The 25,160-nt window shown below is 64.4% G+C and carries 22 protein-coding genes; 9 read left to right on the top strand and 13 right to left on the bottom strand.

All coding sequences use genetic code 11. From position 1 onward, the window contains the following. The 4 genes from PMI42_RS16680 to tsaB form a co-directional block, all read right to left on the bottom strand. Positions 1–564, bottom strand: a 564-nt coding sequence (locus PMI42_RS16680) for an HAD family hydrolase (RefSeq protein WP_008136101.1), incomplete at its 3' end; no start/stop codon positions are given. A gap of 5 nt (positions 565–569) precedes the next feature. Next, on the bottom strand, positions 570–1,025 hold the full coding sequence (locus tag PMI42_RS16675) for a Fur family transcriptional regulator (RefSeq protein WP_008136099.1): 456 nt from the start codon (positions 1,023–1,025) through the stop codon (positions 570–572). Between the two features lie 39 nt (positions 1,026–1,064). Beyond that, positions 1,065–1,550 (bottom strand): ribosomal protein S18-alanine N-acetyltransferase, encoded by a 486-nt coding sequence (rimI, locus tag PMI42_RS16670; protein WP_008136097.1) that lies wholly within the window; start codon positions 1,548–1,550, stop codon positions 1,065–1,067. Then, positions 1,547–2,239, bottom strand: coding sequence for a tRNA (adenosine(37)-N6)-threonylcarbamoyltransferase complex dimerization subunit type 1 TsaB (tsaB, locus tag PMI42_RS16665; RefSeq protein ID WP_008136095.1), 693 nt, complete (start codon positions 2,237–2,239; stop codon positions 1,547–1,549). Before tsaB ends, rimI begins: the two co-directional genes overlap by 4 nt. 344 nt (positions 2,240–2,583) lie before the next feature. On the opposite strand from tsaB, the gene PMI42_RS16660 reads away from it, so the two are divergent. Then, positions 2,584–4,230, top strand: coding sequence for a methyl-accepting chemotaxis protein (locus PMI42_RS16660; protein WP_008136093.1), 1,647 nt, complete (start codon positions 2,584–2,586; stop codon positions 4,228–4,230). 115 nt (positions 4,231–4,345) lie between these two features. Here PMI42_RS16660 and PMI42_RS16655 read toward each other — a convergent pair whose 3' ends face one another. The 4 genes from PMI42_RS16655 to murJ form a co-directional block, all read right to left on the bottom strand. Further along, complete coding sequence (locus PMI42_RS16655; protein ID WP_008136090.1) at positions 4,346–4,915, bottom strand: NifU family protein; 570 nt, start codon at positions 4,913–4,915, stop codon at positions 4,346–4,348. 249 nt (positions 4,916–5,164) lie between these two features. Beyond that, the gene (locus PMI42_RS16650; protein WP_008136088.1) at positions 5,165–5,659 is read right to left on the bottom strand and encodes a universal stress protein; all 495 of its coding nucleotides are present in this window, start codon (positions 5,657–5,659) and stop codon (positions 5,165–5,167) included. A gap of 107 nt (positions 5,660–5,766) precedes the next feature. Continuing rightward, the gene (gene trpS, locus PMI42_RS16645) at positions 5,767–6,819 is read right to left on the bottom strand and encodes a tryptophan--tRNA ligase (protein ID WP_008136085.1); all 1,053 of its coding nucleotides are present in this window, start codon (positions 6,817–6,819) and stop codon (positions 5,767–5,769) included. A gap of 92 nt (positions 6,820–6,911) precedes the next feature. Then, on the bottom strand, positions 6,912–8,444 hold the full coding sequence (murJ, locus tag PMI42_RS16640) for a murein biosynthesis integral membrane protein MurJ (RefSeq protein ID WP_008136084.1): 1,533 nt from the start codon (positions 8,442–8,444) through the stop codon (positions 6,912–6,914). A gap of 125 nt (positions 8,445–8,569) precedes the next feature. Between murJ and PMI42_RS16635 the strand changes: the two genes are divergently transcribed. After that, entirely contained in the window at positions 8,570–9,571 is a 1,002-nt protein-coding gene (locus PMI42_RS16635; protein ID WP_008136081.1) for an adenosine kinase, read from the top strand. 124 nt (positions 9,572–9,695) lie between these two features. Here the strand turns inward: PMI42_RS16635 and PMI42_RS16630 are convergent, their stop codons facing one another. Then, entirely contained in the window at positions 9,696–10,889 is a 1,194-nt protein-coding gene (locus PMI42_RS16630) for a serine hydrolase domain-containing protein (protein ID WP_008136079.1), read from the bottom strand. 346 nt (positions 10,890–11,235) lie between these two features. Here PMI42_RS16630 and PMI42_RS16625 point away from each other — a divergent pair, with 346 nt between their 5' ends. The 4 genes from PMI42_RS16625 to PMI42_RS16610 all read left to right on the top strand — a co-directional run bounded on the left by PMI42_RS16625 (position 11,236) and on the right by PMI42_RS16610 (position 16,075). Beyond that, positions 11,236–11,556, top strand: coding sequence for a hypothetical protein (locus tag PMI42_RS16625; RefSeq protein ID WP_008136077.1), 321 nt, complete (start codon positions 11,236–11,238; stop codon positions 11,554–11,556). Between the two features lie 168 nt (positions 11,557–11,724). Continuing rightward, a complete protein-coding gene (locus PMI42_RS16620) occupies positions 11,725–13,218 on the top strand; it encodes an NAD-dependent succinate-semialdehyde dehydrogenase (RefSeq protein WP_008136075.1) in 1,494 nt (497 codons plus the stop codon). A 221-nt stretch (positions 13,219–13,439) separates the two neighbouring features. Further along, complete coding sequence (locus PMI42_RS16615; RefSeq protein ID WP_008136073.1) at positions 13,440–14,942, top strand: sensor histidine kinase; 1,503 nt, start codon at positions 13,440–13,442, stop codon at positions 14,940–14,942. Then, on the top strand, positions 14,939–16,075 hold the full coding sequence (locus PMI42_RS16610) for a sugar ABC transporter substrate-binding protein (protein ID WP_050994382.1): 1,137 nt from the start codon (positions 14,939–14,941) through the stop codon (positions 16,073–16,075). The genes PMI42_RS16615 and PMI42_RS16610 overlap by 4 nt, the downstream gene beginning before the upstream one ends. 5 nt (positions 16,076–16,080) lie before the next feature. Here PMI42_RS16610 and PMI42_RS16605 read toward each other — a convergent pair whose 3' ends face one another. The 3 genes from PMI42_RS16605 to PMI42_RS16595 all read right to left on the bottom strand — a co-directional run bounded on the left by PMI42_RS16605 (position 16,081) and on the right by PMI42_RS16595 (position 20,640). Then, positions 16,081–18,297: an SLC26A/SulP transporter family protein gene (locus PMI42_RS16605; protein WP_008136069.1), complete on the bottom strand. Its 2,217-nt coding sequence runs from the start codon at positions 18,295–18,297 to the stop codon at positions 16,081–16,083. Positions 18,298–18,731: 434 nt separating this feature from the next. Next, a complete protein-coding gene (locus tag PMI42_RS16600; protein WP_008136068.1) occupies positions 18,732–19,646 on the bottom strand; it encodes a phosphoribosylaminoimidazolesuccinocarboxamide synthase in 915 nt (304 codons plus the stop codon). Positions 19,647–19,722: 76 nt separating this feature from the next. After that, positions 19,723–20,640, bottom strand: coding sequence for a pirin family protein (locus tag PMI42_RS16595; protein ID WP_008136065.1), 918 nt, complete (start codon positions 20,638–20,640; stop codon positions 19,723–19,725). 41 nt (positions 20,641–20,681) lie between these two features. On the opposite strand from PMI42_RS16595, the gene PMI42_RS39220 reads away from it, so the two are divergent. From PMI42_RS39220 to PMI42_RS16585, 3 genes are all read left to right on the top strand, one after another. After that, complete coding sequence (locus PMI42_RS39220; protein WP_157195767.1) at positions 20,682–20,918, top strand: hypothetical protein; 237 nt, start codon at positions 20,682–20,684, stop codon at positions 20,916–20,918. Next, positions 20,915–21,976, top strand: a complete 1,062-nt coding sequence (locus tag PMI42_RS16590) for a helix-turn-helix domain-containing protein (RefSeq protein WP_008136060.1) — start codon at positions 20,915–20,917, stop codon at positions 21,974–21,976. Before PMI42_RS39220 ends, PMI42_RS16590 begins: the two co-directional genes overlap by 4 nt. Positions 21,977–22,120: 144 nt before the next feature. After that, on the top strand, positions 22,121–23,548 hold the full coding sequence (locus PMI42_RS16585; RefSeq protein ID WP_008136058.1) for a serine hydrolase domain-containing protein: 1,428 nt from the start codon (positions 22,121–22,123) through the stop codon (positions 23,546–23,548). Between the two features lie 190 nt (positions 23,549–23,738). On the opposite strand, the gene PMI42_RS16580 is transcribed toward PMI42_RS16585, so the two are convergent. Continuing rightward, positions 23,739–25,106 (bottom strand): MmgE/PrpD family protein, encoded by a 1,368-nt coding sequence (locus PMI42_RS16580; RefSeq protein WP_008136057.1) that lies wholly within the window; start codon positions 25,104–25,106, stop codon positions 23,739–23,741. Positions 25,107–25,160 lie beyond the last annotated feature (54 nt).

Raw genomic sequence — 25,160 nt, 5'->3', positions numbered from 1 at the left:
GTGGCTGCCGCCGTGAAAGCCCAGCACGGTCATCCCGGCGGCGTGCGCGCCGGTTACGCCGGGCACGCTGTCCTCGATCACGACGCAGCGTTCCGGTGCGGCCTTCATCTGCCCGGCGGCAAACAGAAACAGATCGGGCGCAGGCTTGCCGCGCGCGACCTGGCTTGCCGAAAAGATGTTCGGGGCGAGCAGGTCATAGAGCCCGGCGCATGTCAGGCCGTGATGGATCTTTTCCGGTGTGCCGCTCGAGGCAACGCATTTGGGCAAATCGATCGCGGCGATCGCTGCCGCCACATGGGTGATCGGCTGCAGATCGCTGGCGTAGAATTGCAGCGTCGCCGCGTTCACCTGGCTCTCCAGATCGTCGGGGAGGCTGCGGCCGATTTCCTGCTCGACCATCCGTCGCGCATCTTTCTCGGATACGCCGAGGAAGCGCACCAGCACCTGCTCGGATGTGATTGGATAACCGTGCCGCGTCAGCACATCCGCATGCGCACGACAGGAGATCACCTCGCTGTCCACGAGCACGCCGTCGCAATCGAAGATGATGAGATCGATGGGCACTAGACTTAAGAGGTCGGCTTGTCGTCGTCGAGCGGGACGCAATAGAGCTCGAGCCGGTGGTCGACCAGCTTGTAGCCGAGCTTGCGCGCGATCTCAGCCTGCAGCTTCTCGATCTCCTCGGAGGTGAACTCGATCACCGTGCCGTCGCGCAGATTGATGAGGTGGTCGTGATGGCTGTCGCGCATCGTCTCGTAGCGCGCGCGGCCCTCGCGGAAATCATGGCGTTCGATGATGCCCGCATCCTCGAACAGCTTGACGGTGCGATACACGGTCGAGATCGAGATCTTGTCGTCGACGGCAACGCAGCGCCGGTACAATTCCTCGACATCGGGATGATCGACCGCCTCCGCCAGCACGCGCGCGATGACGCGGCGCTGCTCGGTCATGCGCATGCCGGTGGCGGCACAGCGCGCCTCGATACCGGAGGCCTTGGATGCGGCGGAAGCTTTAAGTCCAGTCATGTGTTGTCTGCCTGACGGGGGCGCCTTCTGCCATCAATATTACGACAAGTCACGTCGCATCAGAAGGGCGTTCAATTGGTCCCCGTTCGGCTGCTTATAGTAGCGTTCGCGGCGTCCGACCACCATGAATCCGGCCCGATCGTAGAGCCGTCGCGCCGGCTGGTTATTCTCCTCGACTTCAAGAAAGATCGTGCGGACGCCGCGCCCTGCGAGGTGGCCGAGATGGGTCATCAGCAGCGTGCGGGAGAGGCCGCGGCCGCGATGGGCCTGGTCGACCGCGATCGAGAGGATTTCCGCTTCGTCCGCGCCGATCCGCGACACGGCAAAGCCGATCGTCTTGCGGCCGAGGCGCAACCGCTGCACCAGCGTGTTGCGCTCGCTCATCATGCTCTCGAATTCGCTTTCGCCCCAGCCGTGCGCGAAGGAGGCGCCGTGAAGCTGCGCGAGCCGCGCGGCGTCGCGCGTGGAGGCGGGCTCGACGGCGGCCGTGCCGCCGCGCCACCATTCCGAAAACCATCTCATCATGAGCTGGCGGCTTGTGCCAGCGGCGGCAATGCGGCCGGCTTTGCGTCGGGCGCCTTCAGATAGAACGGCCGCGCCGGCGTGGTGTCAGGGTTGGCCGCCGCGCCAAGCCATGCGACCCAGCTGATGTCAGGCGCCGGCCGAGCGTCGACTGCAATGGGCTGCGGTCCATCCTTCGGCCAGCGATCGGCGAGGATTTTCGCGGCATTGCCGACCAGATGCGGCGCGCCGAACCGCGAGGCCGCGATCGCCTCGTCGATGGGGGCGACGCCCGGTCGCACCAACTGGCTGCCGTCGCCGGCGACGATCTGGAAATAGACGTGGTCGTGCCGCGCATCGATCGCCGAGATCACCGGCGCCGTTCCGCTCTGGCCGACGACGGTGGCGGCATAGGCGGATAGCGTCGTCAAACCGACGGCGGGGCGCTTGGCCGCGAGCGCAAGGCCGCGTGCGGCCGAAATGCCGACGCGCAGGCCGGTGAAACTTCCGGGCCCGACGGTGACGGCGATGCGGTCGAGCGAAGTGAAGGCGAGATTGGCCGATTGCATCACGCGCGCGATCATCGGCATCAGCGCTTCGGCGTGACCGCGCTTCATGAGCAGCGTTTCCTGTGCGAGGAGCTCGCCGGCGTCGGTGTCGAGAACGGCGGCCGCGCACGCCTCCAGCGCGGTATCGATGGCAAGGATCAGCATCGAATCAGCTTAGTCGGTTCCGACGCGGTTGAACCAGTCCAAGTTTGATTTCTCGACAGGCGCACGATCTGCCCCGTAATTCTACGTGAGCGGGAACTTGCAAAAATCTTCGTGCCCCCTTTTGAAGCAGATGCATCAATTTGCAACTTATGAGTTATCTAACTATTTGAAATGTTTAAATTTTAAGGAACGATTAGCAATCATCAGACACCTTTCAAGCGCGGAAGGCACGTTAGCGACGACCAGAACGAAACATCCGCGCGGTCGATCCGCGCATCTTCCGGTCCTTTGGAAAGGTTTCTTTTATGTCTTTTTGGCGAAGCGGTTCTTCGGCTCGCGAAGCTATGGCTCAGGTCAGCGCTCTGTCGAAGTCGCAGGCGGTCATCGAATTCAATCTCGATGGCACCATCGTCACGGCCAACCAGAATTTTCTGGATGCGATCGGTTATCGGCTCGACGAGATCAAGGGCAAGCACCACAGCATGTTCGTGGTGCCGGAGGAGCGGGATAGCGCGGCCTACCGCGAGTTCTGGGCGAAGCTTGCCCGCGGCGAATATCAATCCGCGGAATACAAGCGCCTTGGCAAGGGCGGCCGCGAGATCTGGATCCAGGCGTCCTACAATCCGATCATCGACGAGGCAGGCAAGCCGGTCAAGGTCATCAAGTTCGCGACCGACATCACGGCGCGCAAGATCCGCAGTCTGGAAGATGCCGGAAAGATTTCCGCGATCGGCCGCGCGCAGGCGGTGATCGAATTCAATCTCGATGGCACCATCATCACCGCCAACGAAAACTTCCTGGGTGTGATGGGCTATCGGCTCGACGAGATCCAGGGCCGGCATCACGGCATGTTCGTCGGTGCGGGCGAGCGTGACAGCGCGGCCTACCGCGCGTTCTGGGCGAAGCTCGCCCGCGGCGAATTCCAGTCGGCCGAGTACAAGCGTTTCGGCAAGGGTGGGAAAGAAGTCTGGATTCTCGCCTCCTACAATCCGATCCTCGACGACGCCGGCAAGCCGTTCAAGGTGGTGAAGTTCGCCACCGACATCAGCGCGCAAAAGCTGTCGAATGCGAATTTTGCCGGGCAGATCGAGGCGATCGGCAAGTCGCAGGCCGTGATCGAGTTCGACATGGACGGCAAGGTCCTGACCGCCAACGAGAACTTCCTCGGCGCGCTCGGCTATACGCTGCCTGAGATCGTCGGCAGGCATCACAGCATGTTCGTGGGCGCCGATGAGCGCGACGGCGAAGCCTATCGCGCCTTCTGGGCCAGGCTGAACGCCGGTGAATTCCAGTCCGGCGAATATCAGCGTATCGGCAAGGGCGGGCGGCAGGTCTTCATCCAGGCCTCCTACAATCCGATCCGCGATCTCAACGGCAAGCCGTTCAAGGTCGTGAAGTACGCCTCCGACACCACCGCCCAGGTGATCGCGCGCAAGCGCAGCGAGAAGGTGCGCGACATGATGGAGTCGGTCGCTGCCGGAGCCGAGGAGCTCAACGCCTCGGTGCGAGAGATCGCGGAAGCGATGACGCGCTCGCGCGAGACCGCATCGACCGCGGTCGATCGGGTCGAGGCGGCGGACCAGCAGGCGCAGCGGCTGACGCAGGCGGCGGAGTCGATGAGCATGATCGTGCAGCTCATCGGCAACATCACCGGCCAGATCAATCTGCTGGCGCTGAATGCCACCATCGAGTCCGCGCGCGCCGGCGAGGCCGGTCGCGGCTTTGCCGTGGTGGCGTCGGAAGTGAAGAACCTTGCCAATCAGGCCAAGCAGGCGGCCGACCGGATCGAGCAGGAGATCGGCAATCTCAACGGCATCTCGGTCGACGTGGTCTCCGCGCTGGGAGCGATCCGGGGCGCGATCGAGGGCGTCAGCGAATATGTGTCGTCAACGGCCGCCGCGGTCGAGGAGCAGAGCACCGTCACCAACGAGATGTCGGCGAGCATGCGCAAGGCGGCGGAAGAGGCCGCGAGCATCGGTCAGGCGGCGTAGGAAGATGTCGTAGTCTCGTAGGGTGGGCAAAGGCGCATCTGCGCCGTGCCCACCACCATTATCTTATGGCAGAGACGTGGGCACGCTTCGCTTTGCCCACCCTACGGCACCTCGCCTACATCGGCCGGACTTCGACCACATCCGGCACGAAGTGCTTCAGCAGATTCTGGATGCCGTGCTGGAGCGTCGCGGTCGATGACGGGCAGCCGGCGCATGAGCCCTTCATGTTGAGATAGACGATGCCGTCCTTGAAGCCGCGGAAGGTGATGTCGCCGCCGTCATTGGCGACGGCCGGACGCACGCGGGTCTCGATCAGATCCTTGATCATGTCGACCGTCTCGGCATCGGACTCGTCGAAGAACTCGTCCTCGTCGTCGAGATCGGCATCGCCCGGAGCCGCGCCATCGGCGAGCAGCGGCGCGCCGGACATGTAGTGCTCCATGATGGCGCCGAGGATCGCGGGCTTGAGCTGCTGCCATTCACCGTCGGCCTTGGTCACGGTGATGAAATCCGATCCGTAGAACACGCCGGTGACGCCGGGCACGTCGAACAGCTTTTCCGCCAGCGGCGAACGCGCGGCCGATTCGCGGTTCGCAAACTCCATCGGGCCGCCATCGACGACGACGCGGCCGGGAATGAATTTCAGCGTGGCGGGATTGGGGGTGGCTTCGGTTTGAATGAACATGGTTTTCTCCAGACGTCGCCGGTTCAAGGCCGGCGCGTAAGCTATCCAGTAGCAGATGGCGACGGGGAACGCACGATCAAGGGGTGGGGAGGGCGTTTCGTTGTTATATCAGCGGGTTAGGGTGCCCAAAAAGCCTCTGCGCCGTTATGGCCGGGCTTGTCCCGGCCATCCACGCCTTGCTTCGCGGCGCCAGGAACGTGGATGCCCGGGACAGGTCCGGGCATGACGAATATCTGGCTGGCTGCACGCCTACGACAGCGAATCCACGCTTTCATCGCTCAGTGCGCCCGAGATGATCGTCACCGGCACCGGGAACGAGCCCAGCGCATGCGCGAGCAGCGAGACCAGCGGTCCCGGTCCCTCCGCGCCTGGATTGGCGGCGATCACCAGCATGGCGATATCAGGATCTTCGTCGATCACGGCCAGCAGCTGTTCCATCGCCGCGCCTTCGCGGATCACCCGCTCCGGCGTGATCGCCGCGATGCCGTTGGCACGGCCGGCGGCGCGGTCGAGCGCGGCCTCGGCCGCTTCCTGCGCTTCGGCGCGCATGATGTCGGCCACACCGAGCCATTCCTGGGTCTGCTGCTCGGGCTCGATGATGCGCAGCATCACCACGCCGCCGCCGGCGCGGATCGCCCAGCGGCTGGCGTAATACACCGCGCGATCCCATTCGGCGGTGTCGTCGACGATGACGAGGCATTTGGGCTTGTGACCCGGCTCGAAGCAAAGTCGCTTGCTGGTCATGCATGTCCCGGAATGTGCACGGGCGGCATGCTGCCACACTCTCTCTGCATTTGGGAGAGGGCACGTCAGCCTGCGCCGTCGCGCAGGCCGGTTCGCGAACGCAACGATCAGCGCCGACGAATGAACCCGACGATGTCCTTCGAGAGCTTCATGGTCTCGTCGGCGATGGCGCGGGCCCGGTCGGAACCGTCGTTCAGGATTGCGTCGATATGGCCGGGGTCGGCGACGAGGCGCTTCATCTCGTCGGCGATCGGCGCGAGTTTCGTCACGCACAGCTCCGCCAGCGCGTTCTTGAAGCTGGAGAACTGTCCGCCGCCGAATTCCCTGAGCACGTCCGCCTTGGGGCGGCCGGAGAGCGCGGCGAAGATGCCGACGAGATTGTCGGCTTCGGGCCGCGCTTCCAGGCCCTTTTCCTCTGATGGCAGCGGTTCCGGATCGGTCTTCGCCTTGCGGATCTTCTGCGCGATGGTGTCGGCATCGTCGGTGAGGTTGATGCGGGAATTGTCCGAGGCATCCGACTTCGACATCTTCTTGGTGCCGTCGCGCAGGCTCATCACGCGCGTCGCCGGTCCCGTGATCAGCGGTTCCGGCAGCGGGAAGAACAGGCCGTCATTGGCGCCTTGCGCGCGAATGGAATCGGCGAAGTCGTTGTTGAACTTCTGCGCGATGTCGCGCGAGAGCTCGAGATGCTGCTTCTGGTCCTCGCCGACCGGAACATGGGTGGCGCGGTACAGCAGGATGTCGGCGGCCATCAGCACGGGATAGTCGAACAGCCCGACCGAGGCGTTCTCGCGGTCCTTGCCGGCCTTCTCCTTGAACTGGGTCATGCGGCCGAGCCAGCCCATGCGCGCGACGCAGTTGAAGATCCAGGCGAGCTCGGCGTGGCCGGAGACCTGGCTCTGGTTGAATACGATGTGCTTGTTCGGATCGATGCCGCTGGCGATGAACGCCGCGGTCACCTCGCGGGTATTGCGCGCGAGCTCGGCCGGTCCGCCCCAGACGTCCACGCCCTGCGTGATCGCGTGCATGTCGACGACGCAATAGATGCAGTTGTGGGTGTCCTGCATCTTCACGAAGTTGACGATCGCGCCGAGGTAATTGCCGAGGTGCAGATTGCCGGTCGGCTGGACGCCCGAAAAAACCCGTTCAACGAATGGCATGGCAAGTGTTCCCAGAGGTATTCGGGCCGTCGTTTCCAACAGCGGCGCTGCCCCGTCAAGGGTAATTCGATGGCCCGCGCGCCGAGGCCGGGCTAGGCGGGCCGCTTCAGGGCGCCCGCCGCCTCGCGCCAGGACGCTGCGCCCAGGATTTGCAGGAGCAGGCCATAGACCGCGATTGCGGCCGCGATCTGGAAGCCCAGCACAATGACGCGAATGAGGCCATGCGCCCCGGCGGGCACCAGGCCCGTGGTCAGCCAGAGCAGGGCGCCCATGGCAGCGGCGGCGAGCACGATCCGCGGCAGCCGTTTTCGCGCGGCGGCGTCGATCGAGAAGCCGAATTCGCCGGTGCCTTTCCGGAGCAGGGAGAGCGCGCTGCTCCAGGCGCCGGCCGCGATGCTCGCGGCAATTCCGGTCGCGCCGAAATAGTGGCCGAGCAGGACCGCAAGGGCGACCGCGACCACAAAGCCTTTGGCCGTAGCCAGCAGCGGCGTCATCGTGTCGCTGCGGGCATAGAACGCCGGTGACAGCGCCTTGATCAGCACGTGGGCCGGCAGGCCCAGCGCCAGCCACATCAGCGCGCGTGCGGTGGACGTGCTGTCCTCCGCGCCGAAGGCGCCATGCTCGAACAGCAGCCGCACGATCGGCTCGGCGAGCACGATCAGGCCGAGCGTCGCCGGCAGCGCCAGCCCGGTCGCAAGCTCCAGCGCGCGCGATTCCGCATGCGCGACAGCGTCGCGGTCGCCGCCGGTGACGGCGCGCGTCAGCTCCGGCACAAGCACCGTGCCCATGGCGACGCCGACGATGCCAAGCGGCAGCTCGATCAGGCGGTTGGCGAAATAGAGCCAGGACACCGCAGATGGCGTCGCGGATGCGATGATCGCGCCCGCGACCATCAGCCATTGCGGACCCGAGCTTGCGATCATGCCGGGGATGGCCTTGGCGAAGAAGCCGCGCATCTCCTTGTCGAAGCTCACCCGCAAAGGCGTCGCAAGACGCGCACTCCGTTGTGACAGCAGCATCAGCAGTTGCAGCAGGCCGGCAACGCCCACGGTCGCCGCCAGCATCCAGGCGGCGGACGTGGCATCGGCATGCCCGACGAGCAGCACCGCGATCGCAGCGATCAGCGCGATGTTGAACAGCAGCGGAGAGAATGCGGTCAGCGCAAAACGCCCTTGCGCGTTGAGCAGGCCCATCAGCACCGTGACGGGGCCGGCGAAGGCCAGATAAGGCAGCATCAGCCGCGCGTTCTGGACCGCGAGATCGAGTGTCCCGCTGCCGAGGAATCCCGGTGCGATCACCGTGATGATCAGCGGCATCGCCAGTGCAATCAGAAGCGAGATCACGATCAAGGCCGCGCTGACCGTGCCGAGCACGCGTCCGGCGAACGCGGACGCGGCGTCTTCGCCATCGCGGTCACGAATGCGCAGCCAGGCCGGGATCAGCGCCGCGTTCAGGGCTCCCTCGCTGAGCAGCCGCCGCACCACGTTGACGAGCTGGAAGGCGGCCAGAAACGCATCCGCCACCGCGCCGGTGCCGAGCAGGGCGGCAATCAGGGAATCGCGCGCAAAACCGAGCAGCCGCGAGGCCAGTGTTCCCGTCGAGACGGTCAGGAAGGAGCGGATCATTGCCCTTTAATAATACCGTTGCTTGCCCGTGCCGGCCCGGTCGTGATAGGCCGCGAGCCAGATTTCAGGCTGACAGGAAGCGGATTTCCCCAAGGTTCGCAATCCGCCAAACAGGATCAAGGTGAATGGCTGACGTGAAATATGACGTTCTCGGCATCGGCAACGCGCTGTTCGACGTCCTGGTCAAGACCGATGAGGCTTTCCTCGCCAAGCATGGCATGGCCAAGGGCAGCATGTCCCTGATCGACGAGGCGCGGGCCGCCGCCATCTATGCTGACATGGGCCCGGCCACGGAAGTCTCGGGCGGCTCGGCCGCCAACACCATCGTCGGCATCGGCAGCCTCGGCGCACGCGCAGCCTATGTCGGCAAGGTCAAGGACGACCAGATCGGCAAGCTCTACGTCCACGACATCCGTTCAGCCGGCGTCGCCTTCAACACGCCCGCCGCCAAGGACGGCGCCGCCACCGGCTGCTCCTACATCCTGGTCACCGGCGATGGCGAGCGCACCATGAACACCTATCTCGGCGCGGCGCAGGATCTGTCGCCGGCCGACATCGACCCGGCCGAGATCGCCTCTGCCGGCATCGTCTATCTCGAGGGCTATCTCTGGGACCCCAAGAACGCCAAGGACGCCTTCGTCAAGGCCGCCAGGATCGCCCATGACGCCAAGCGCAAGGTGGCGCTGACGCTGTCGGATTCCTTCTGCGTCGATCGCTATCGCGACGAGTTCCTCGGATTGATGCGTAACGGCACCGTCGACATCGTGTTCGCCAACGAGTCCGAGCTGCACTCGCTCTACATGACCTCGGACTTCGACACCGCGCTGAAGCAGCTGCGCAACGACGTCAACCTCGGCGTGGTCACCCGCAGCGAGAAGGGCTGCATGGTGGTTTCGGCTGAAGACGCCGTCGCCGCGCCGGCCGCTCCCATCGCAAAACTCGTCGACACCACCGGCGCCGGCGATCTCTTCGCCGCCGGCTTCCTTTATGGCCTGGCGCGCAACCTGCCGTACAAGCAGTGCGGCGAGCTCGGCGCGCTCGCGGCCGCCGAAGTGATCCAGCACATCGGCGCGCGTCCGCTTGTGTCGCTGAAGGAGCTCGCGCAGCAGCGCGGGCTGACGGTTTAAGGCCCCGCTCTCTCCTCGTCATTGCGAGGAGCCCTTGCGACGAAGCAATCCAGACTATTCCTGCGGAGGGACTCTGGATTGCTTCGCTACGCTCGCAATGACGTGTGGTGAGAGCCCCAATCCCTCACGCCGCCTTTTGCCCGCTCCCCGCATCGAGCCCGGCATAGACCCCGCGCTCGAAGCCCGCGAATGCCTCCAGGCACTTCCCGTCCGCGAACGGCAAGAGCTGCATCAGGATCACGCCGGTGACGTCGCGTGCAGGATCGATCCAGTAATAGGTGTTGGCGAGCCCCGCCCAGGCAAGGCTGCCGGCGCTGCGCCCCTCGGCCGTCTTGGCGGTGTTGATCATGAAGCTGAGGCCCCACTTCTTCACCTGCTCCGGATAGAGATCGACGTCGTTGGTGAACATCGGCGCCGCGGTCGGCAGCTTGGTCATGTTGAGATCGCCCATCTGGTTCTGCCCCATCATGGCGATGGTCTCGGCCTTGAGCACCTGCTCGCCGTTGCTGCGGCCCTTATTGAGGATCATCTGCGTGAACTTGATGTAGTCGGCCGCGGTCGAATAAAGACCACCGCCACCCATGTGGAATTCCGGATTCTGCTCAAGCTCGAAAGGGATCGATCCGAGCTGGCCGTCCTCGCCGCGCGCATGCATGCCGACGAGGCGCCTCCGCATGTCGTTGGTGATCTTGAAGCCGGTGTCATACATACCGAGCGGGGCAAAGAGGTTGCCGCGCAGATAAGCGTCCAGTGTCTTGCCGCTGACGGCCTCCACCGCCTTGCCGACGAAATCGATATTGGTGCCGTATTCCCAGCGCGTGCCGGGATCGGTCATGACAGGCGTCTTCAGCGCCGCGTTCTGGCAGGTGATGATCCCGGGCGTGCCGGACTTCTCAAGGTAAATCCCGAGATCGCTGTTCCACATGTCGTAGGCAAAGCCGGCGGTGTGGGTCATGAGCTGGCGCAGCGTGATCGGCCCCTTGGCCGGTCGCAGCTTCGGCTCGCCATTGGCGTCAAAGCCTTCGAGCACCTGTGGCTTGGCGAGATCGGGCAGCACCTCGCCGATCGGCTTGTCCAGCGAGAGCTTGCCCTGCTCGACCAGCTGCATCGCGCCGGCCGTCGTCGCCGCCTTCGTCATCGAGGCGATCCAGAACACGCTGTCCGCGGTCATCGCATCGGGTTTTGACAGATCGCGCTTGCCGAACGCGCCTTGATAGAGCACTTCGTTACCGCTGGCGGCGATGGCGACGATTCCGGGAACCTCCCTGGCGTCGCTCTTCTGGCGCAGGATCTCGTCGATCTGGGCTTTGCTTTGCATCCGCGTTTCCTCCGGTTTGATTATTGTTGGAAGCGATCGATTGTCCTCCTGCATGCGCTGCGCGGCAAGCGCGTCGAGATGCCCACGCCGGTCGCGATGTCGTGACTTGACGGTCTGTGTCCCGCGTAGGACGACAAGGCGGCTGAACTGCAACACTCCGTCACAAACTGCGGTGGATGGCCGCAACCGACCGTGACCGTGGATGGGCTCTGGCGATATGTTTTGGGTGTTTGAAGCACTTGAAACATTTTGTGCGATGCGGCGTTCAGCACTCGGCCGATTGACGGCCGACGTTAAGACTTGATGCAAATTTGGCGGCCGACACCGGCCGCGAGGGGGACCTCAGATGATTTCGACCTGGAGCGAATGGAAGCGCTATCCCCGTCCCGGACGGGGCGAGAACCTGGAGGCGCCGATCTCGCCCGGCATTTACGAAGTCCGGATCGCCGGCACCGGCGCGCTCTATTCGTTCGGCGCGGTGGACAATCTGGCGCAGTCGCTGGCGCTGCTGCCGGTGGGCTCGAAGAACTGGTTCGGCCGCCGCAACGCGTCCGATGTGCCCGATCTCGAATACCGGACCTGCGCAACGTCCTCGAAGGCCGACGCGAAGGCGGCCGCCGAGCGCATGATCGGCCGTCGCGAGACCTATATGAGCGGCGCTGCGTAGAGGATGATCCGCAAAAGCGTGCAGCGGTTTTCCGGAAAGATCATGCTCAAACAATAAGATCGCCGCTCTCAGCTTAACTGCCACCAGATGTGCGTTGCGGGACGGTGCATTGCGCGCCGTCTCTCCCTATATTCCGGGCCGATCCGATTGCCCCCAGGGAGTAACGCCATGACCCCGACTGCCGCTGCCCGCGCCACTCAAGCCACCGCCACCCTGCGCGACCGGCTGAAGGACCCTTCGCTGCTGAAGGAGGCCTGCTACATCGACGGCGCCTGGGTCGGCACGCCGGTCTTCGCCGTCAACAATCCCGCAACCGGTGTCGAGCTCGCAAAAGTTCCGCAGCTTGGTGCCGAGGACACGACCAAGGCGGTCGAAGCCGCCCAGCGCGCCTTTCCGGCCTGGGCCAAGCACACCGCCAAGCAGCGCTCCAACATTTTGCGCAAATGGTTCGAGCTGATCACCGCCAACCGCGAGGATCTCGCGCTGATCCTGACCTCCGAGCAGGGCAAGCCGCTGTCGGAGGCGCTGGGCGAGGTCGACATCGGCGCCGCCTATATCGAGTTCTTCGCGGAAGAGGCGAGGCGCGTCTATGGCGAGACCATTCCGAGCCAGCGGCCCGATGCCCGCCTGCTCGCGATCAAGCAGCCGATCGGCGTCTGCGGCGCCATCACGCCGTGGAATTTCCCGAACTCGATGATCACCCGAAAGGTCTCGCCGGCGCTGGCGGCCGGCTGCACCGTGGTGCTCAAGCCCGCCAACGAGACGCCGCTGTCCGCACTGGCGCTCGCCGTGCTCGCCGAGAAGGCCGGCATCCCCAAGGGCGTGCTCAACATCGTCACCGGTGATGCACCGCCGATCGGCAAGGTGCTGTGCGAGCATCCGGCGGTGCGCTTCGTCGGCTTCACCGGCTCGACCCCGGTCGGCAAGATCCTCTACCAGCAGGCCTCGGTCGGCGTGAAGCGGCTCGGCCTCGAGCTCGGCGGCAATGCGCCCTTCATCGTGTTCGACGACGCCGACATCGATGCCGCCGTCGAAGGCGCGATCGTCTCGAAGTACCGCAACATGGGCCAGACCTGCGTTTGCGCCAACCGCATCTACGCCCAGGACAAGATCTACGACGCGTTCGTGCAGAAGCTCTCGGCCAAGGTCGCGGCGATGAAGATCGGCGACGGTACGGAAGCCGGCGTCACGCAGGGCCCGCTGATCAATCTGAAGGCGGTCGACAAGGTCGAGCGGCACATTGCGGATGCCGTCAAGCGCGGCGCCAGAATCGTCACCGGCGGCAAGCGCAGCGAGCTCGGGCGTTCCTTCTTCGAGCCGACGGTGCTCGCCGACGTCAAGCCGGACTCGCTGGTGACGCAGGAAGAAACCTTCGGCCCGCTCGCGCCGGTGATCCGTTTCAAGGACGAGGCGGATGTTGTTGCGATGTGCAACGCCTCGCCGTTCGGTCTTGCCTCCTACTTCTACTCCCGCGATCTCGGCCGCGTCTGGCGCGTCGCCGAGGCGCTTGAGTCCGGCATGGTCGGTGTCAACACCGGCCTGATCACAACCGAAGTCGCGCCGTTCGGCGGCGTCAAGGAAAGCGGTCTGGGGCGCGAAGGCTCGCGTCACGGCATGGAAGAATATGTCGAGATCAAATACGTGATGATGGCGGGGGTGTAAGCCCTCTGTCGGGGGCCTCCCTGACGTTTCTCCGCCACTGGGCAAGTCTGATCGCAGCGCCCTGGCCGTCCGGCCGGGGCGCCGGCGCGTTTGCACCCTGCATTCGAGATGCAAGCTCCAACTCCGGAATGGAACCCGGCGGTTGGGCCTTGATGTTATTTCGTCCTTAAGGTCTTGTAATCCTATTGAGTTTCCCGGCATCCGGGCTGGATTGGCACGACATGTATATTGCGAAGCGTCTCATCGTGCCGATCTCGCTGGTTCTGCTGGTGGTGGGCTTGGCCGCGCTCCTCGCAGTTGTCGGCATGACGGTGTGGCTCGGTGATCGCGCCAACGAGCATTTCGATGAAGTGGTGAGATTGCGTGATGTCCGTGTCGCAGCGGTCGAGCTTCGCAGCGCGGTGCAATCGGCAGAGGCGAGCCAGCGCGGATTGCTGCTGACCGGCAACCAGATCTATCTTTCTCCCTACGGCGCCGCAAAGACGTCGGCCAACCGGCAGCTCGATGGACTGAAGCGAAATCTCGGCGACGACCCACAGTTCGCAACGGTGTTGAAACGGCTCGATGTCCTCACCGCCGACAAATTTGCCGAAATGGACCAGACCATCGCGCTCAAGAACGACCGAAAGGACGACCAGGCCCTCGCCATCATCAATACCAACCGCGGCAAGGCGCTGATGGATGAGTTGAACCTGTTCGTCTCGGGTATCGTTCGGGCCATGGACAATCGTCTCACGTCGGGCGTCGTGCAGCAGAGGTCAAACGCGACGAATTTGAGGTTCGCGTCGATCGCAGCGTCAGTCCTGATTGTGCTGGTCGTCGGTGCCGTGACCGTAACGCTTTTGCGTTACACCAGAGAGTTGACGCAGGCTCGCGACGAGGTTGCGACGCTCAACGTCTCCTTGGAGGATCGGGTCAAGCATCGGACGGAAGCTCTCGCGAGGGCCAACGAAGAGATGCAGCGTTTCACGCATCTTGTGTCGCACGATATTCGCGCCCCGTTGATCAGCATCATGGGCTTTTCTGAGGAGCTTGCAGAGGGCGCGAGGGATCTCGCGCTATACCTCGAGCAGTCAGGCGTCGGGGCGACTGATCCGGATCTGCGGCATGCAAGGAAGATCACCGATGAAGAGATGCCCGAAGCCATTAGCTATATCCGCAAGTCGGCGTCCAAGATGGAGACACTCCTGAACGCAGTGCTGCTGCTGTCGCGGGACGGGCGCCGCGACCCAAGGCCGGAAACCGTAGACCTCGAGCGCACCATCGTATCGAGCGCCTCCGCGATCCAGCACCAGATTTCCGTAGCGGGCGGAAAGATCGATACACAGTTTGAAGTTCGGTCGATCGTAACCGATCGGCTTTCGCTGGAGCAGGTGATCGGCAACCTCTTCGACAATGCGGTCAAGTATCGTGCGAAGGAACGGCCACTTCACCTCAAGGTCAACAGCACAACGCTGCCTGGCGATCGGGTCGCGATCGAGGTGGCCGACAATGGCCGAGGCATGGCTCCGCAGGATGTCGGCCGGATTTTCGAGCTGTTCCGCAGGGTCGGCAAGCTGGACCAGACTGGCGAGGGTGTCGGGCTTGCCTATGCGAGAACGGTTTTGAGAAATCTTGGGGGCGATATCACTGCGACCTCCGAACTGGATCGGGGCACGACCTTCCGGATCGTCTTGCCGCGCAAATTGGTTGTTCCTTCCATAGTCGACAGTGTGTCCGCATGAAATTTGACCGACGGAATTGGCTCGCGGCTTTCATCGCCTGCATGGCTATTGCCTGTCACGTGGGCGCGCGGGCGGAGGATGGACCAGCCGGGATCACCACCCCTCGCGTGTTTGCTCCGTTCGATCGAAACGCCGCTGTTTGCAGTCCCCCTCCGTCACTGAACAAGTCTCTTGCCTTCGCGCAGGACAATGATCGCGAATTCGTCAAAGGCATTGCCAGAGGCGCCGCGATGGCCGCAAGGGATCGTGGCCTGAGCTTTTCGGTATCGGTTGCGGACAACAGCGCGGAAAAGATGATCGGACAGATCGACGGCTTCCGGGACGCGCGAACGGGCGGGCTTGTCATCGCTCCCGTCGATCCAGCCGCGGTGGCGCCGGCCTTGCGGAAGATGATCTGGCAAGGCGCCTATGTCGGCGCCGTGGTGCCGCCGCCGGCCACGTCCCTGTTGAATGCGCCCCAATACCTCACGGGCAAGGCGCTTGGGGACGCAGCCGCGAACTACATTCGGGGCAAGCTCGGTGGCAGGGCCAACGTCGTGCTCCTGACTCACGACAGCCTGCAGTTTCTCGCCCCGCGTTTCGCGGCGATGCGCGATGCCCTCAAGGATATTCCCGGCGCCGACTTTGTCGCCGACATTTCTCCTCCGACGGTGAACAAGGAGGGCGGGTATCGAATGATGCAAACGATCTTGCTGGCACATCCCGACGTGGACGTGGTGCTGGGCGCCGACACGGTGGTCCTCGGGGCTCTGCAGGCAGTCAGGGAGGCGGGTAAGGAAAGGCCGGATCAGTTCTTCGGCGGCATCGATGGCGAGGTCGAAGCCGTCGCTGAGATCAAGAAGGGCGGGCCTTACAAGATCAGCATCAGTCTCGCATCCTCGGTGTTCGGTTACGCCATGGGCCAGCATGCGGCCGACTGGCTGGACGGCAAGAGCATTCCGCAGGCGATGGACATTCTTCCGAGCGCGCTGACGGCAGGCAATATCCGCCAATATGAAGCCGACCTGGAAAATCCCGCGGCCGTGTTCAATGATTCCACGCGTCGGGATGCCTACCTCAAGATGTACGGAAATATCTGCTACGACACGCGCGACCAGTATGTGAGCTTTCCGTGGTCTTCAGAAAGAAGGTAACTTGATCACCGCCGCAGCACCGCAATCGTCCGGTTCGCGAATGTCAGCCGCTCCGCCATGACCGAGACGAAATACGTCAGCAGCTTGTGGCTGAGCGCAGGGTCCTCTTCCTTGATCGCGGCGAACTGATGCGTGTTCAGCACGTAAAGCACGCTATCGACCTCGGCCTGGATGGTGGCGCTGCGGGGCGTCTGCGACACCAGGCCCATCTCGCCGATCGTGGTGTAGCGACCGAGGCTGCGCACGCGCGTGGTGCGCTCGTCGTCGGCGGGGATCATGATTCCGACGCGGCCCTCGAGGATGAAGTGCATGGAATCGGCGGGATCGCCGGCCTGCACGATGATGTCGCCGGCCTCGACCTCGATGCGATGGCAACGGTGGATCAGCCTGTCGGCATCGTCCTCGCTGTCGAGGATGCTTGCGAACCAGTCGCGCAGGCTGGCCTCTTCCTGTGCCAGGCCCTGATGCTGCGCTATGATCTCGTTCTCGCACCATTCCAGCGCGTGATCGAGCTCGCCGATGATGGTGACACCCTCGCCGACGAAATCGCTGGAGCGCAGCACCTTCTCGGCCGCCTTTGACAGATGCACCAGGATCAGCGCGACGCCGAGGTCGTGCGCGCTGCGCTTGATCTGCGCGAAGCTGTAGGCGGCCGACGAATCCACGCCGGTGACGAGCTTGAAATCGAACAGCAGGTAACGGCACTCCGGGCGCTCCTGCAGCAGCTGCTTGACGTGCTGGTAAAGCCGGTTGGCGGAGCCGAAGAACAGATAGCTCTGCAGGTTCAGGCCCTGGATATTGCCGCCATGCGCCAGCAGCACCTCCTGGTCATCGCGCGAGCGGTCGAGCGAGGAGCGATATTCCGAGCCGTCGAAACTGTACTTGATCGATTCAACCCGCGCGGCGCTGAAGGCAAACGTGGCGCAGCCGATGATCACGCCGATCAGGATGCCCGGCACGAAGCCCCAGGTCACGATGATCGCGATGATGGCGATCAGCGAGAGATATTCGAGTTTCGACAGCCGCTTGCGCGATTCGATGAGCCATCTGTGCAGCTGATCGGCGCCGAGATAGAGCAAGAGGCCGCCGATGACGAATTTCGGGATGAAGCCGAGCAGCTCGGGCGCGACCGCGAGCATCAGGAGTGACAGCGCCGCGACGGTAAGGCCGGACAGGCGCCCGCGACCGCCGCTGGAGAAATTGAGCATCGAGCGGCTGATCGAGCTGCAGCCGGGGTAGCCGCCCAGCAAGCCGGTCAGGATATTGGCGGCGCCGGTGACGTTCAGCTCGCGCTCCAGATTGGCCTCGCGATGCGTGGCCACCTCGATGCCGGTGGTGTTGAACAGCGTGCAGCATGCCGTCACGAAGATGACGGCAACGACGTTGCCGATCAAATCCGGCACGACAAGCCAGGGATAGCGGGCGAGATCGTCGGTGTGCCAGGGCAGCATGAACACCGCCTGTGGCGGCGGCTGGAAGGTCCAGCCCAGCGTGCGGGCGCTGTCGAACGACACGCCGGTGATCCAGAACGCCAGATGCGCCGTGACCACGCCGCCGACCAGGATGATCGGCAGGCCGAACGGGCTGCGCGAACGATGCCAGGTGAGATAAAGCACCAGCGCCATCGCGCAGGCGGCGCCCAGCTCCAGCAGGATGGTCCTGTCGGCGAAGTACGGCAGCGTCGCGAACTGCAAGGGGTGGTTGGTGATCACCCGGATCGCGCCCAGCGCGATAAGAAGTCCGGTCGCACCGAGGAAGCCGCCGATTACGGGATAGGGCACGTAGCGAATGGCGCGGCCCAGCCGCGTCAGGCCCAGGCCGCACAGCACCAGTCCGGTCAGCATCGTCGACAGGCCGAGCGTGATCAGGACCGGCGCGAGCAGCGGCGTCGTCAGGTTCGCCGTCTCGATGCGCTCGACCAGCGAAGCCACCAGAATCCCTGTCACTGCCGCGGTCGAGCTGTCGGGCGCGGCAACCGCGAAGGGCAGCGAGCTGCAAAGCCCGATCACGATCGCAAGCACCGCGGAGCTGACGAAGGTCGCTGTGATTCCGTAGGACAGATAGGGCGACAGCGGACCGGCGAAGATCAGCAGCGAGTATGACAGCCCGAAAGTGACGGTCAGGATGCTGGCGGCGCTTCCGCCCAATATGTCATTCAGCGCACGCTTGAGGGCCGGACTTACGCGCGGCGCCGGGCTGAAAATAATTGCTGGTTCGGTCACGCCGTCGCGCTCGCCCCTGAAAATGCAGTCTGAGACGTAGACGAGTACGGGCTTAGCGCAACAGGATTCTTGTAACTATGAGGTATCCGATAGTTTCGCGGTGAGGATCTGCATTCACGGCGTGTGAACGCTCAACCATAGGGTTGAGGGAAAACTGAAGTCTCCGTACCCACCGCTGCATTCCCCGCGAAAGCGGGGAATCCGGTACGCCGCGGCTTCTCCGCGAATCACAGGCGTCTCGGAGTACTGGATCGCCCGGTCGAGCCGGGCGATGACAGTTGAGAGTGTGGCGGGAGCTTCGTCCAACCCGTCATTGCGAGCGCAGCGAAGCAATCCAGCATCTCTCCGCGGAAATAGTCCGGATTGCTTCGTCGCAAGAGCTCCTCGCAATGACGGAGTTTGCGGCAACAGCCGGACCAGATCCGCAAACGGGCCTAAATCTTCAGCTCTTTCCCCGTCACCCGCCGATACGCTTCCAGATACCGCTTGCTGGTCGCATCCACCACGCTCGCAGGGAGCGGCGGCGGCGGCGCGTCGCCGTTCCAGCGGCCGGCGCGGCGTTCGACGTCGAGATAGTCGCGCAGCGGCTGCTTGTCGAAGCTGGCCTGCGGCTGGCCCGGCTTGTAGGCATCGACGGCCCAGAAGCGCGAGGAGTCCGGCGTCATGACCTCGTCGATCAGGATGATGCGGCCGTCCTTGTCGCGGCCGAATTCGAATTTTGTGTCCGCGATGATGATGCCCTGCTCGCGCGCCAGCTTCTCGCCGAGCGTGTAGATCGCGCGCGTCATGCTCTCGAGCGTATAGGCTGTCTCCTCGCCGACCACCTCGCGCATCCGCGCAATCGTGATGTTCTCGTCGTGGCCGGTCTCGGCCTTGGTCGCCGGGCTGAAGATCGCAGGCTCCAGCTTCTCGCTCTCGACGAGGCCGGCCTTCAGCGTCTCGCCGGCGAGCGTGCCGCTGGCCGCATATTCCTTCCAGGCCGAGCCCGAGAGGTAGCCGCGGATCACGCATTCGATCGGAAATACGGTGGTGCGGCGGCACAGCATGGCGCGGCCGAGGATCTCGGCGCGGTGCGGCTTCAACGCCGGCACGGCCGCGATGATCTCGTCGGTGTCGGCGCTGATCATGTGATGCGGCACCACGCCTTCCAGCTCGTTGAACCAGAACGCGCTCACTTGCGTCAGCACCGCGCCCTTCATCGGGATGGTCTCGCCCATCACGACGTCGAAGGCGCTGATGCGGTCGGTGGTGAGCAGCAGCAGGCGGTCGTCGTCGACGGCGTAGATATCGCGCACCTTGCCGCGGCCGATCTTGGGCAGGGGCAGGTCGCTGGAGAGCATGGCGGTCATCGCAGAACTTTCGAGAGTTTGGCCTTCGCGCAAAAATCCGGCCGCGCCTGATGGCACGGCCGGACACCGGATTAGCCTATTCCGGCAGAGGAATGAACTCATGTTCCTGCGGAACCGCGGCGAAGCGGCCGGTTTTCCAGTCCTGCTTGGCCTGCTCGATCCGCTCCTTGCTGGAGGAGACGAAATTCCACCAGACGTGGCGCGGGCCCTCCAGCGCATCGCCGCCGAGAAACATCATCCGCGTGGCCTTCAGCGCCTTCACGGTGATGCGGTCGCCGGGGCGGAAGATCAGCAGCCGCGGCGCCTCGTAGCGCTCGTTCGCGATCTCGACCTCGCCGTCCACGATGTAGATCGCGCGCTCCTCGTGGTCGGGATCGAGCGGCACGCTGGCGCCCGCCACGGCCGTGACCTCGGTGTAGAACCAGGGCGACACCATCGTCACCGGCGAGGCGACGCCGAACGACGACCCCGCGATCACCTTCGCAGTGAAGTCGCGCTCGGAGATAACAGGCAGGTCGCCCGAGCCGTAGTGCTGGAACGACGGCGCGATCTCCTCGGAGCCGGCCGGCAGCGCGATCCAGCTTTGCAGGCCCAGCATCTTCTGGCCCGAGGCGCGCTGCACCTCCGGCGTACGCTCGGAATGCGCGATGCCGCGGCCGGCGGTCATCAAATTCATCGCGCCGGGCTGGATCTCCTGGACGTTGCCCTCGCTGTCGCGATGCATGATCGCGCCGTCGAACAGGTAGGTCACGGTGGCAAGTCCGATATGCGGATGCGGCCGCACGTCCATGCCCTTGCCGGAGACGAACTGCACCGGGCCGAAATGATCGAAGAAGATGAAAGGCCCCACCATCTGCCGCTTGCCGTGCGGCAGCGCCCGCCGCACCTGAAATCCGTCGCCGAGATCGCGCGTGCGCGGCACGATGACGAGATCGAGCGCATCGCAGGACATGGGATCGCCGAGCACGGGATCGTTCGAGGGTTGCCAGCTCATGGGGGACTCCTTCTTTATTGCGGCGAGCGTAACAGGATTTGATGGCCCCGTCGCGGCGCCGCCAGCATCGCCGCGATGGTCTATTTGCCGTCATCGTGCGATATCGGCGATACCTAATCTGGAAACAGGGGCGGGCGATGGTTTCTCCGATCAAGCCGGGCGCAAACCTGATCGAGGTCAATCCCAGGGATCGAGACCGCGTGATCCAGCTTGAAAAGCGCGGCCCGACGAAGGATGTTCGGCGGATGTCAATCGCGACCGATCGCGTCACCAGATGACCCTTGCCGCAACAGAGCTTGCCTTCCGCGCCGCCAGCGTCGCACTGCTGCTGGTGCTGGCGGCGTCATTGGTGTCTGATTTCCGCAATGTGCTGGCTGCCCGCCTCGGCGCGGTCTTCGCACTGGGCGCGGCCGCGCATGCGGTGAGCTATTCGTTGGATGTCACGTCGCGGGTCCCGCTCTGGCATGCACCGCTGATCGCGTTGTCGACGGGCACCATGGTGGTGTTCTGGCTGTTCACGCGCTCGCTTTTCGACGACGAGTTTCGCCTGCGCTGGTGGCACGGATTGATCTGGGCGCTGGTGACGGCCTACAGCTTCGCCGGCTGCGTCTGGATCGCGCCCAGCGGCCATGTGCGGTTCTCGGTGACGGTGGTCAATCTGATCGTGCTTGGGTTCATCGCGCTTGCGGTCGGTCAGACGATCGCCTCCTGGCCGACCGACCTGGTCGAGCGTCGCCGCAGTGCGCGCGTCTTCATCGTCTGCATAGCCGCGCTCTATGGCGGGCTGAACGCGGTGCTCCAGATCGCCGCTGCCGGCCATCACGTCGGCGATGTCGCCGAAACCATCAATGCCGGCGCGCTGGCCTGCACCGTCGCGGCGATCGTCTATGCCATGATGCGCGTTGACGGGGCGGATTTGTTTCCGGTCGTGGCGGAGCCCGCACCGCCGATCGTTTTCGGTCAGCCGGTGGCCGAGGACGCCGCCGACCAGAAGCTCATCGATGCCCTGATGCGCCTGATGGCGGACGAGCGCATCTATCGCCAGGAGAACATTACCATCGGCGTGCTCGCCGGCCGGCTGAAGATCCCCGAATACCGCCTGCGCCGGCTGATCAACCAGCGCCTCGGCTATCGCAACTTCAATGTGTTCCTGAACAATCACCGCATCGAGGAAGCCAAGGCCGCGCTGGCCGATCCCACCCAGGCCGAGGTGCCCGTCATCACCATCGCGATGGACGCCGGCTTCCAGTCGCTGGGGCCGTTCAACCGCGCCTTCAAGGCGGTGACGGGCGTGACGCCGACGGAGTATCGGCGGCTGAAGGTGAATGCGGCTTAGTTACTAAGCTGCTGCAATCCCAACAAAATTTCAGAATCGACCGGTCGCTTTCGGCTTCGATCAGGTCGTTTTCCAAATCCGGCGAGCGCATCGTCTGCCCATCCGGCTTTCTCCCCGGCCTACGCCCCAAGCCGGAGAAAGCCCGTGACCCGCCGCCGCAAGATCATCCTCCTCGCCACGACCATCGCCGCTGCCGGCCTGATGCTCGGCGCCGCCCGCGCCCGCGACGTACCCAAGGTCGCGACGGGTTTCGTGGCTGACATCCTGTGCTCCGAGACATTCATCTCGGGCCTCGATCCCCGCCGGAATTTCACCGAGACCACGGACGCCATGCCCGGCACCGGCCTGATCACATGGGCGATGGACTACCGGATCGACCGTACGCGCAAGGATGTGACCGTGACGCTGTTCGGTATCGGCCGCAGCCATGCCGTCTATCGCGAGGGGCTCGGCTGCACGCTCGACCACGGCGCTGATATCGCCGACGTCGCGCCGCCGCCAGACGACAGGCAGCCCGCGCTGTTGCCGGAGATCGCCGGTCCCTCGATCGTGACGCCGCAAAGCCCCGAGCTGGCCGCGGCCCTCGACCGCGCCTTCACCGAACCCATGCAGCCGCCCTATCGCCGCACCCGCGCCGTCGTCGTCATGAAGTCGGGTCGCGTCATCGCCGAACGTTATCTCGACGGCATCGGGCCGGAGACGCCGCTGCTCAGCTTCTCCATGACGAAGTCGATGATATCGGCTCTCACCGGAATCCTCGTGCGGCAGGGCAAGCTGAAGCTCGACGCGCCTGCGCCGGTCGCGGCGTGGAAAGATCCGGACGATCCGCGCCACGCCATCACCGTCGATCAGCTCTTGCGCCATACCGCGGGGCTCGCGCTCGGCAGCTCGTTGGAGGCCTCGCTCGGCTCGGCGTTCGAGCCGGTCAACCGGATGAAGTTCGGCGAGCGCGACATGGCGGCCTATGCCGAGAGCATTCCGCTCGCGACCGCGCCGGGTACCGCGTGGAATTATCACGACGGCAACATGCTCATTCTCTCCCGCCTGATCCGCAATGCGACCGGTGGAAGTCCTGCGGATGCGCTGCGCTTCGCACGCCGCGAATTGTTCGCGCCGCTCGGCATGCGCAATGTCACGCTTCAGCTCGACGGTTCAGGCACCATCGAGGGGTCGAGCGAGATGCTGGCCTCCGCGCGCGACTGGGCGCGCTTCGGCCAGCTCTATCTCAATGACGGCGTCGTCGGCGGCAAGCGTATCCTGCCCGAGGGCTGGGTGAACTATTCCGCGACGGCCACGCCGAACGCCTGGGTCGGCATCGGCGCCGGCTTCTGGACCAACCAGGGCGACAGCTTTGGTGCGAATCTTCGTGTGGAGCACGGCTGGCCCCGAGATGCCTTCTTCGCCAAGGGCACGATCGGGCAATACACCATCGTGATCCCGTCGGAGAAGCTGGTGATCGTGCGGATGGGCCGCTCGCCGAACTGGCCGCCGGAAGCGGACGGCGTGTTCGAGCTGGTCCGGGATGTGGTGGCCGCTACGCGCGAGAAGGGCAAGCTGGCGGGGGTAAATTGAGAGGAGCGCGGCGCTATCTTCCTTCTCCCCTTGCGGGAGAAGGTGGCGCGAAGCGCCGGATGAGGGGGTATTTCTCCGCGCCTTCAAACAAGAGTTCGACTCGCGGAGAGAACCCCTCACCCGGCTGCGCTTCGCGCATCCACCCTCTCCCGCAAGGGGCGAGGGTGCAGCATTCGTGGGGTGGGAGCTGCTACCTCCCCAGCTCCGTCGCCTTGGCCACGCGGTCGAACCGTTCCAGCGTCATGATCGCATCCGCAAATTTTTCCGCGCGCGCATTCAGCACCGGCCGCGCCAGCGTCAGAAACTTCTGCTGCATCGCCTGTGCATCCGGGAACGAGGTCGGCTCTCCCGAAGGGTCGGCATAAAGCCGCTCGTGCACACCGTCATCCGTGGTGATGCTGACGCGCGCACCGAACGGGTGGGTGCGGCCGATTTCGAGCCGGTCGTCCTGCACCACGTCGAACTTGTCGGCGAGCGCGTCGATGGCGGCGTCGCCGAGGCGGTTGTAGTCGTCCCAGCCGAACGAGCCCTGGTCGAGCGCGAGCGCGCCGGTGAAGAACATCGAGAACTGGCCGCCGACGATCGAGGTCGGATGCCGCTTGGTCGCGGCATCGCCGGTCAGCGTGATGCCGTTGCGATGCAGGCCGATCTCGACGCGCTTGACCTGGTCGGGCGTCAGATTGTGCTCGCGCCGCATCGCGATCAGCGCGTCGATCGCCGCATGGGTGTAGCGGCAGCTCGGATACGGCTTCACGCCGATCTTCATGGTCTCGTAGGTCTTGCCGAGCTCGGCGACCGCTTTGTCGGGATGCGCATCGTCGGTGTAGCCGGCGAGCAGGCCGTGCTTGCCTTCGACCGATTCGCTGGAGCCGACGAAATCGTTGCGCGCCAATGTCGCGGCGATCACGCCGTTCATCGCGGCGGCGCCGACCTGGTAGCGCTTGTTCCAGGCGCCGTTGACCAGGAATTGCAGCGAGCCGGCGGCCTGGCTACCGGAGACGCCGAAAGCGGAGATGAGTTGCTGCTCGGAGAGGCCGAACAGCTTTCCGGCGGCCGCGGCCGCACCATAGGTGCCCGCAGTCGCTGTGGGGTGGAAGCCGCGCGCATAATGCGAGGTCGGGTCGAGCGCGTTGCCGAGCCGGCAGCAGACCTCATAGCCGGCAACGATCGCGGTCAGCACGTCGCGGCCGGAGGCGCCGACCATCTCGCCGACGGCGAAGGCGGCGGGAACGACCGGCGCGCTCGGATGCAGCGAGGAATCGGCATGCGTATCGTCGAAATCGAGGGAGTGACCGAGCGCACCGTTCAGCAATGCCGCAACCGCCGGCGTCCAGGTCTTGCTATCGCCGAACACGGTCGACTCGCCCTTGGTGTCGAGCGCGAGCGCCTCCAGCATCTTCAGGATCGACGGGGTCGATTCCGCCTCGCTGCGGGCTCGGATGGCGCTGCCGAGGAAGTCCAGCGTCAGCACCTTGGCGCGATCCAGCACCTCGGGCGGAATATCCTGATATTTCAGATTGAAGACATAGGCGGCGAGCGTTGCGGTTTCGTGGGCCATCGTGTTTCCTCGTTTTGGCGCGCAAGTTAGGCGGGCTGATTTGGCCTTTCAAGC

It is taken from the genome of Bradyrhizobium sp. YR681 (genome assembly GCF_000282615.1).
Taxonomy (GTDB): domain Bacteria; phylum Pseudomonadota; class Alphaproteobacteria; order Rhizobiales; family Xanthobacteraceae; genus Bradyrhizobium.
The sequence above is the reverse complement of the archived record's forward strand: the minus strand, read 5'-3'. Positions and strand labels throughout refer to the sequence as shown.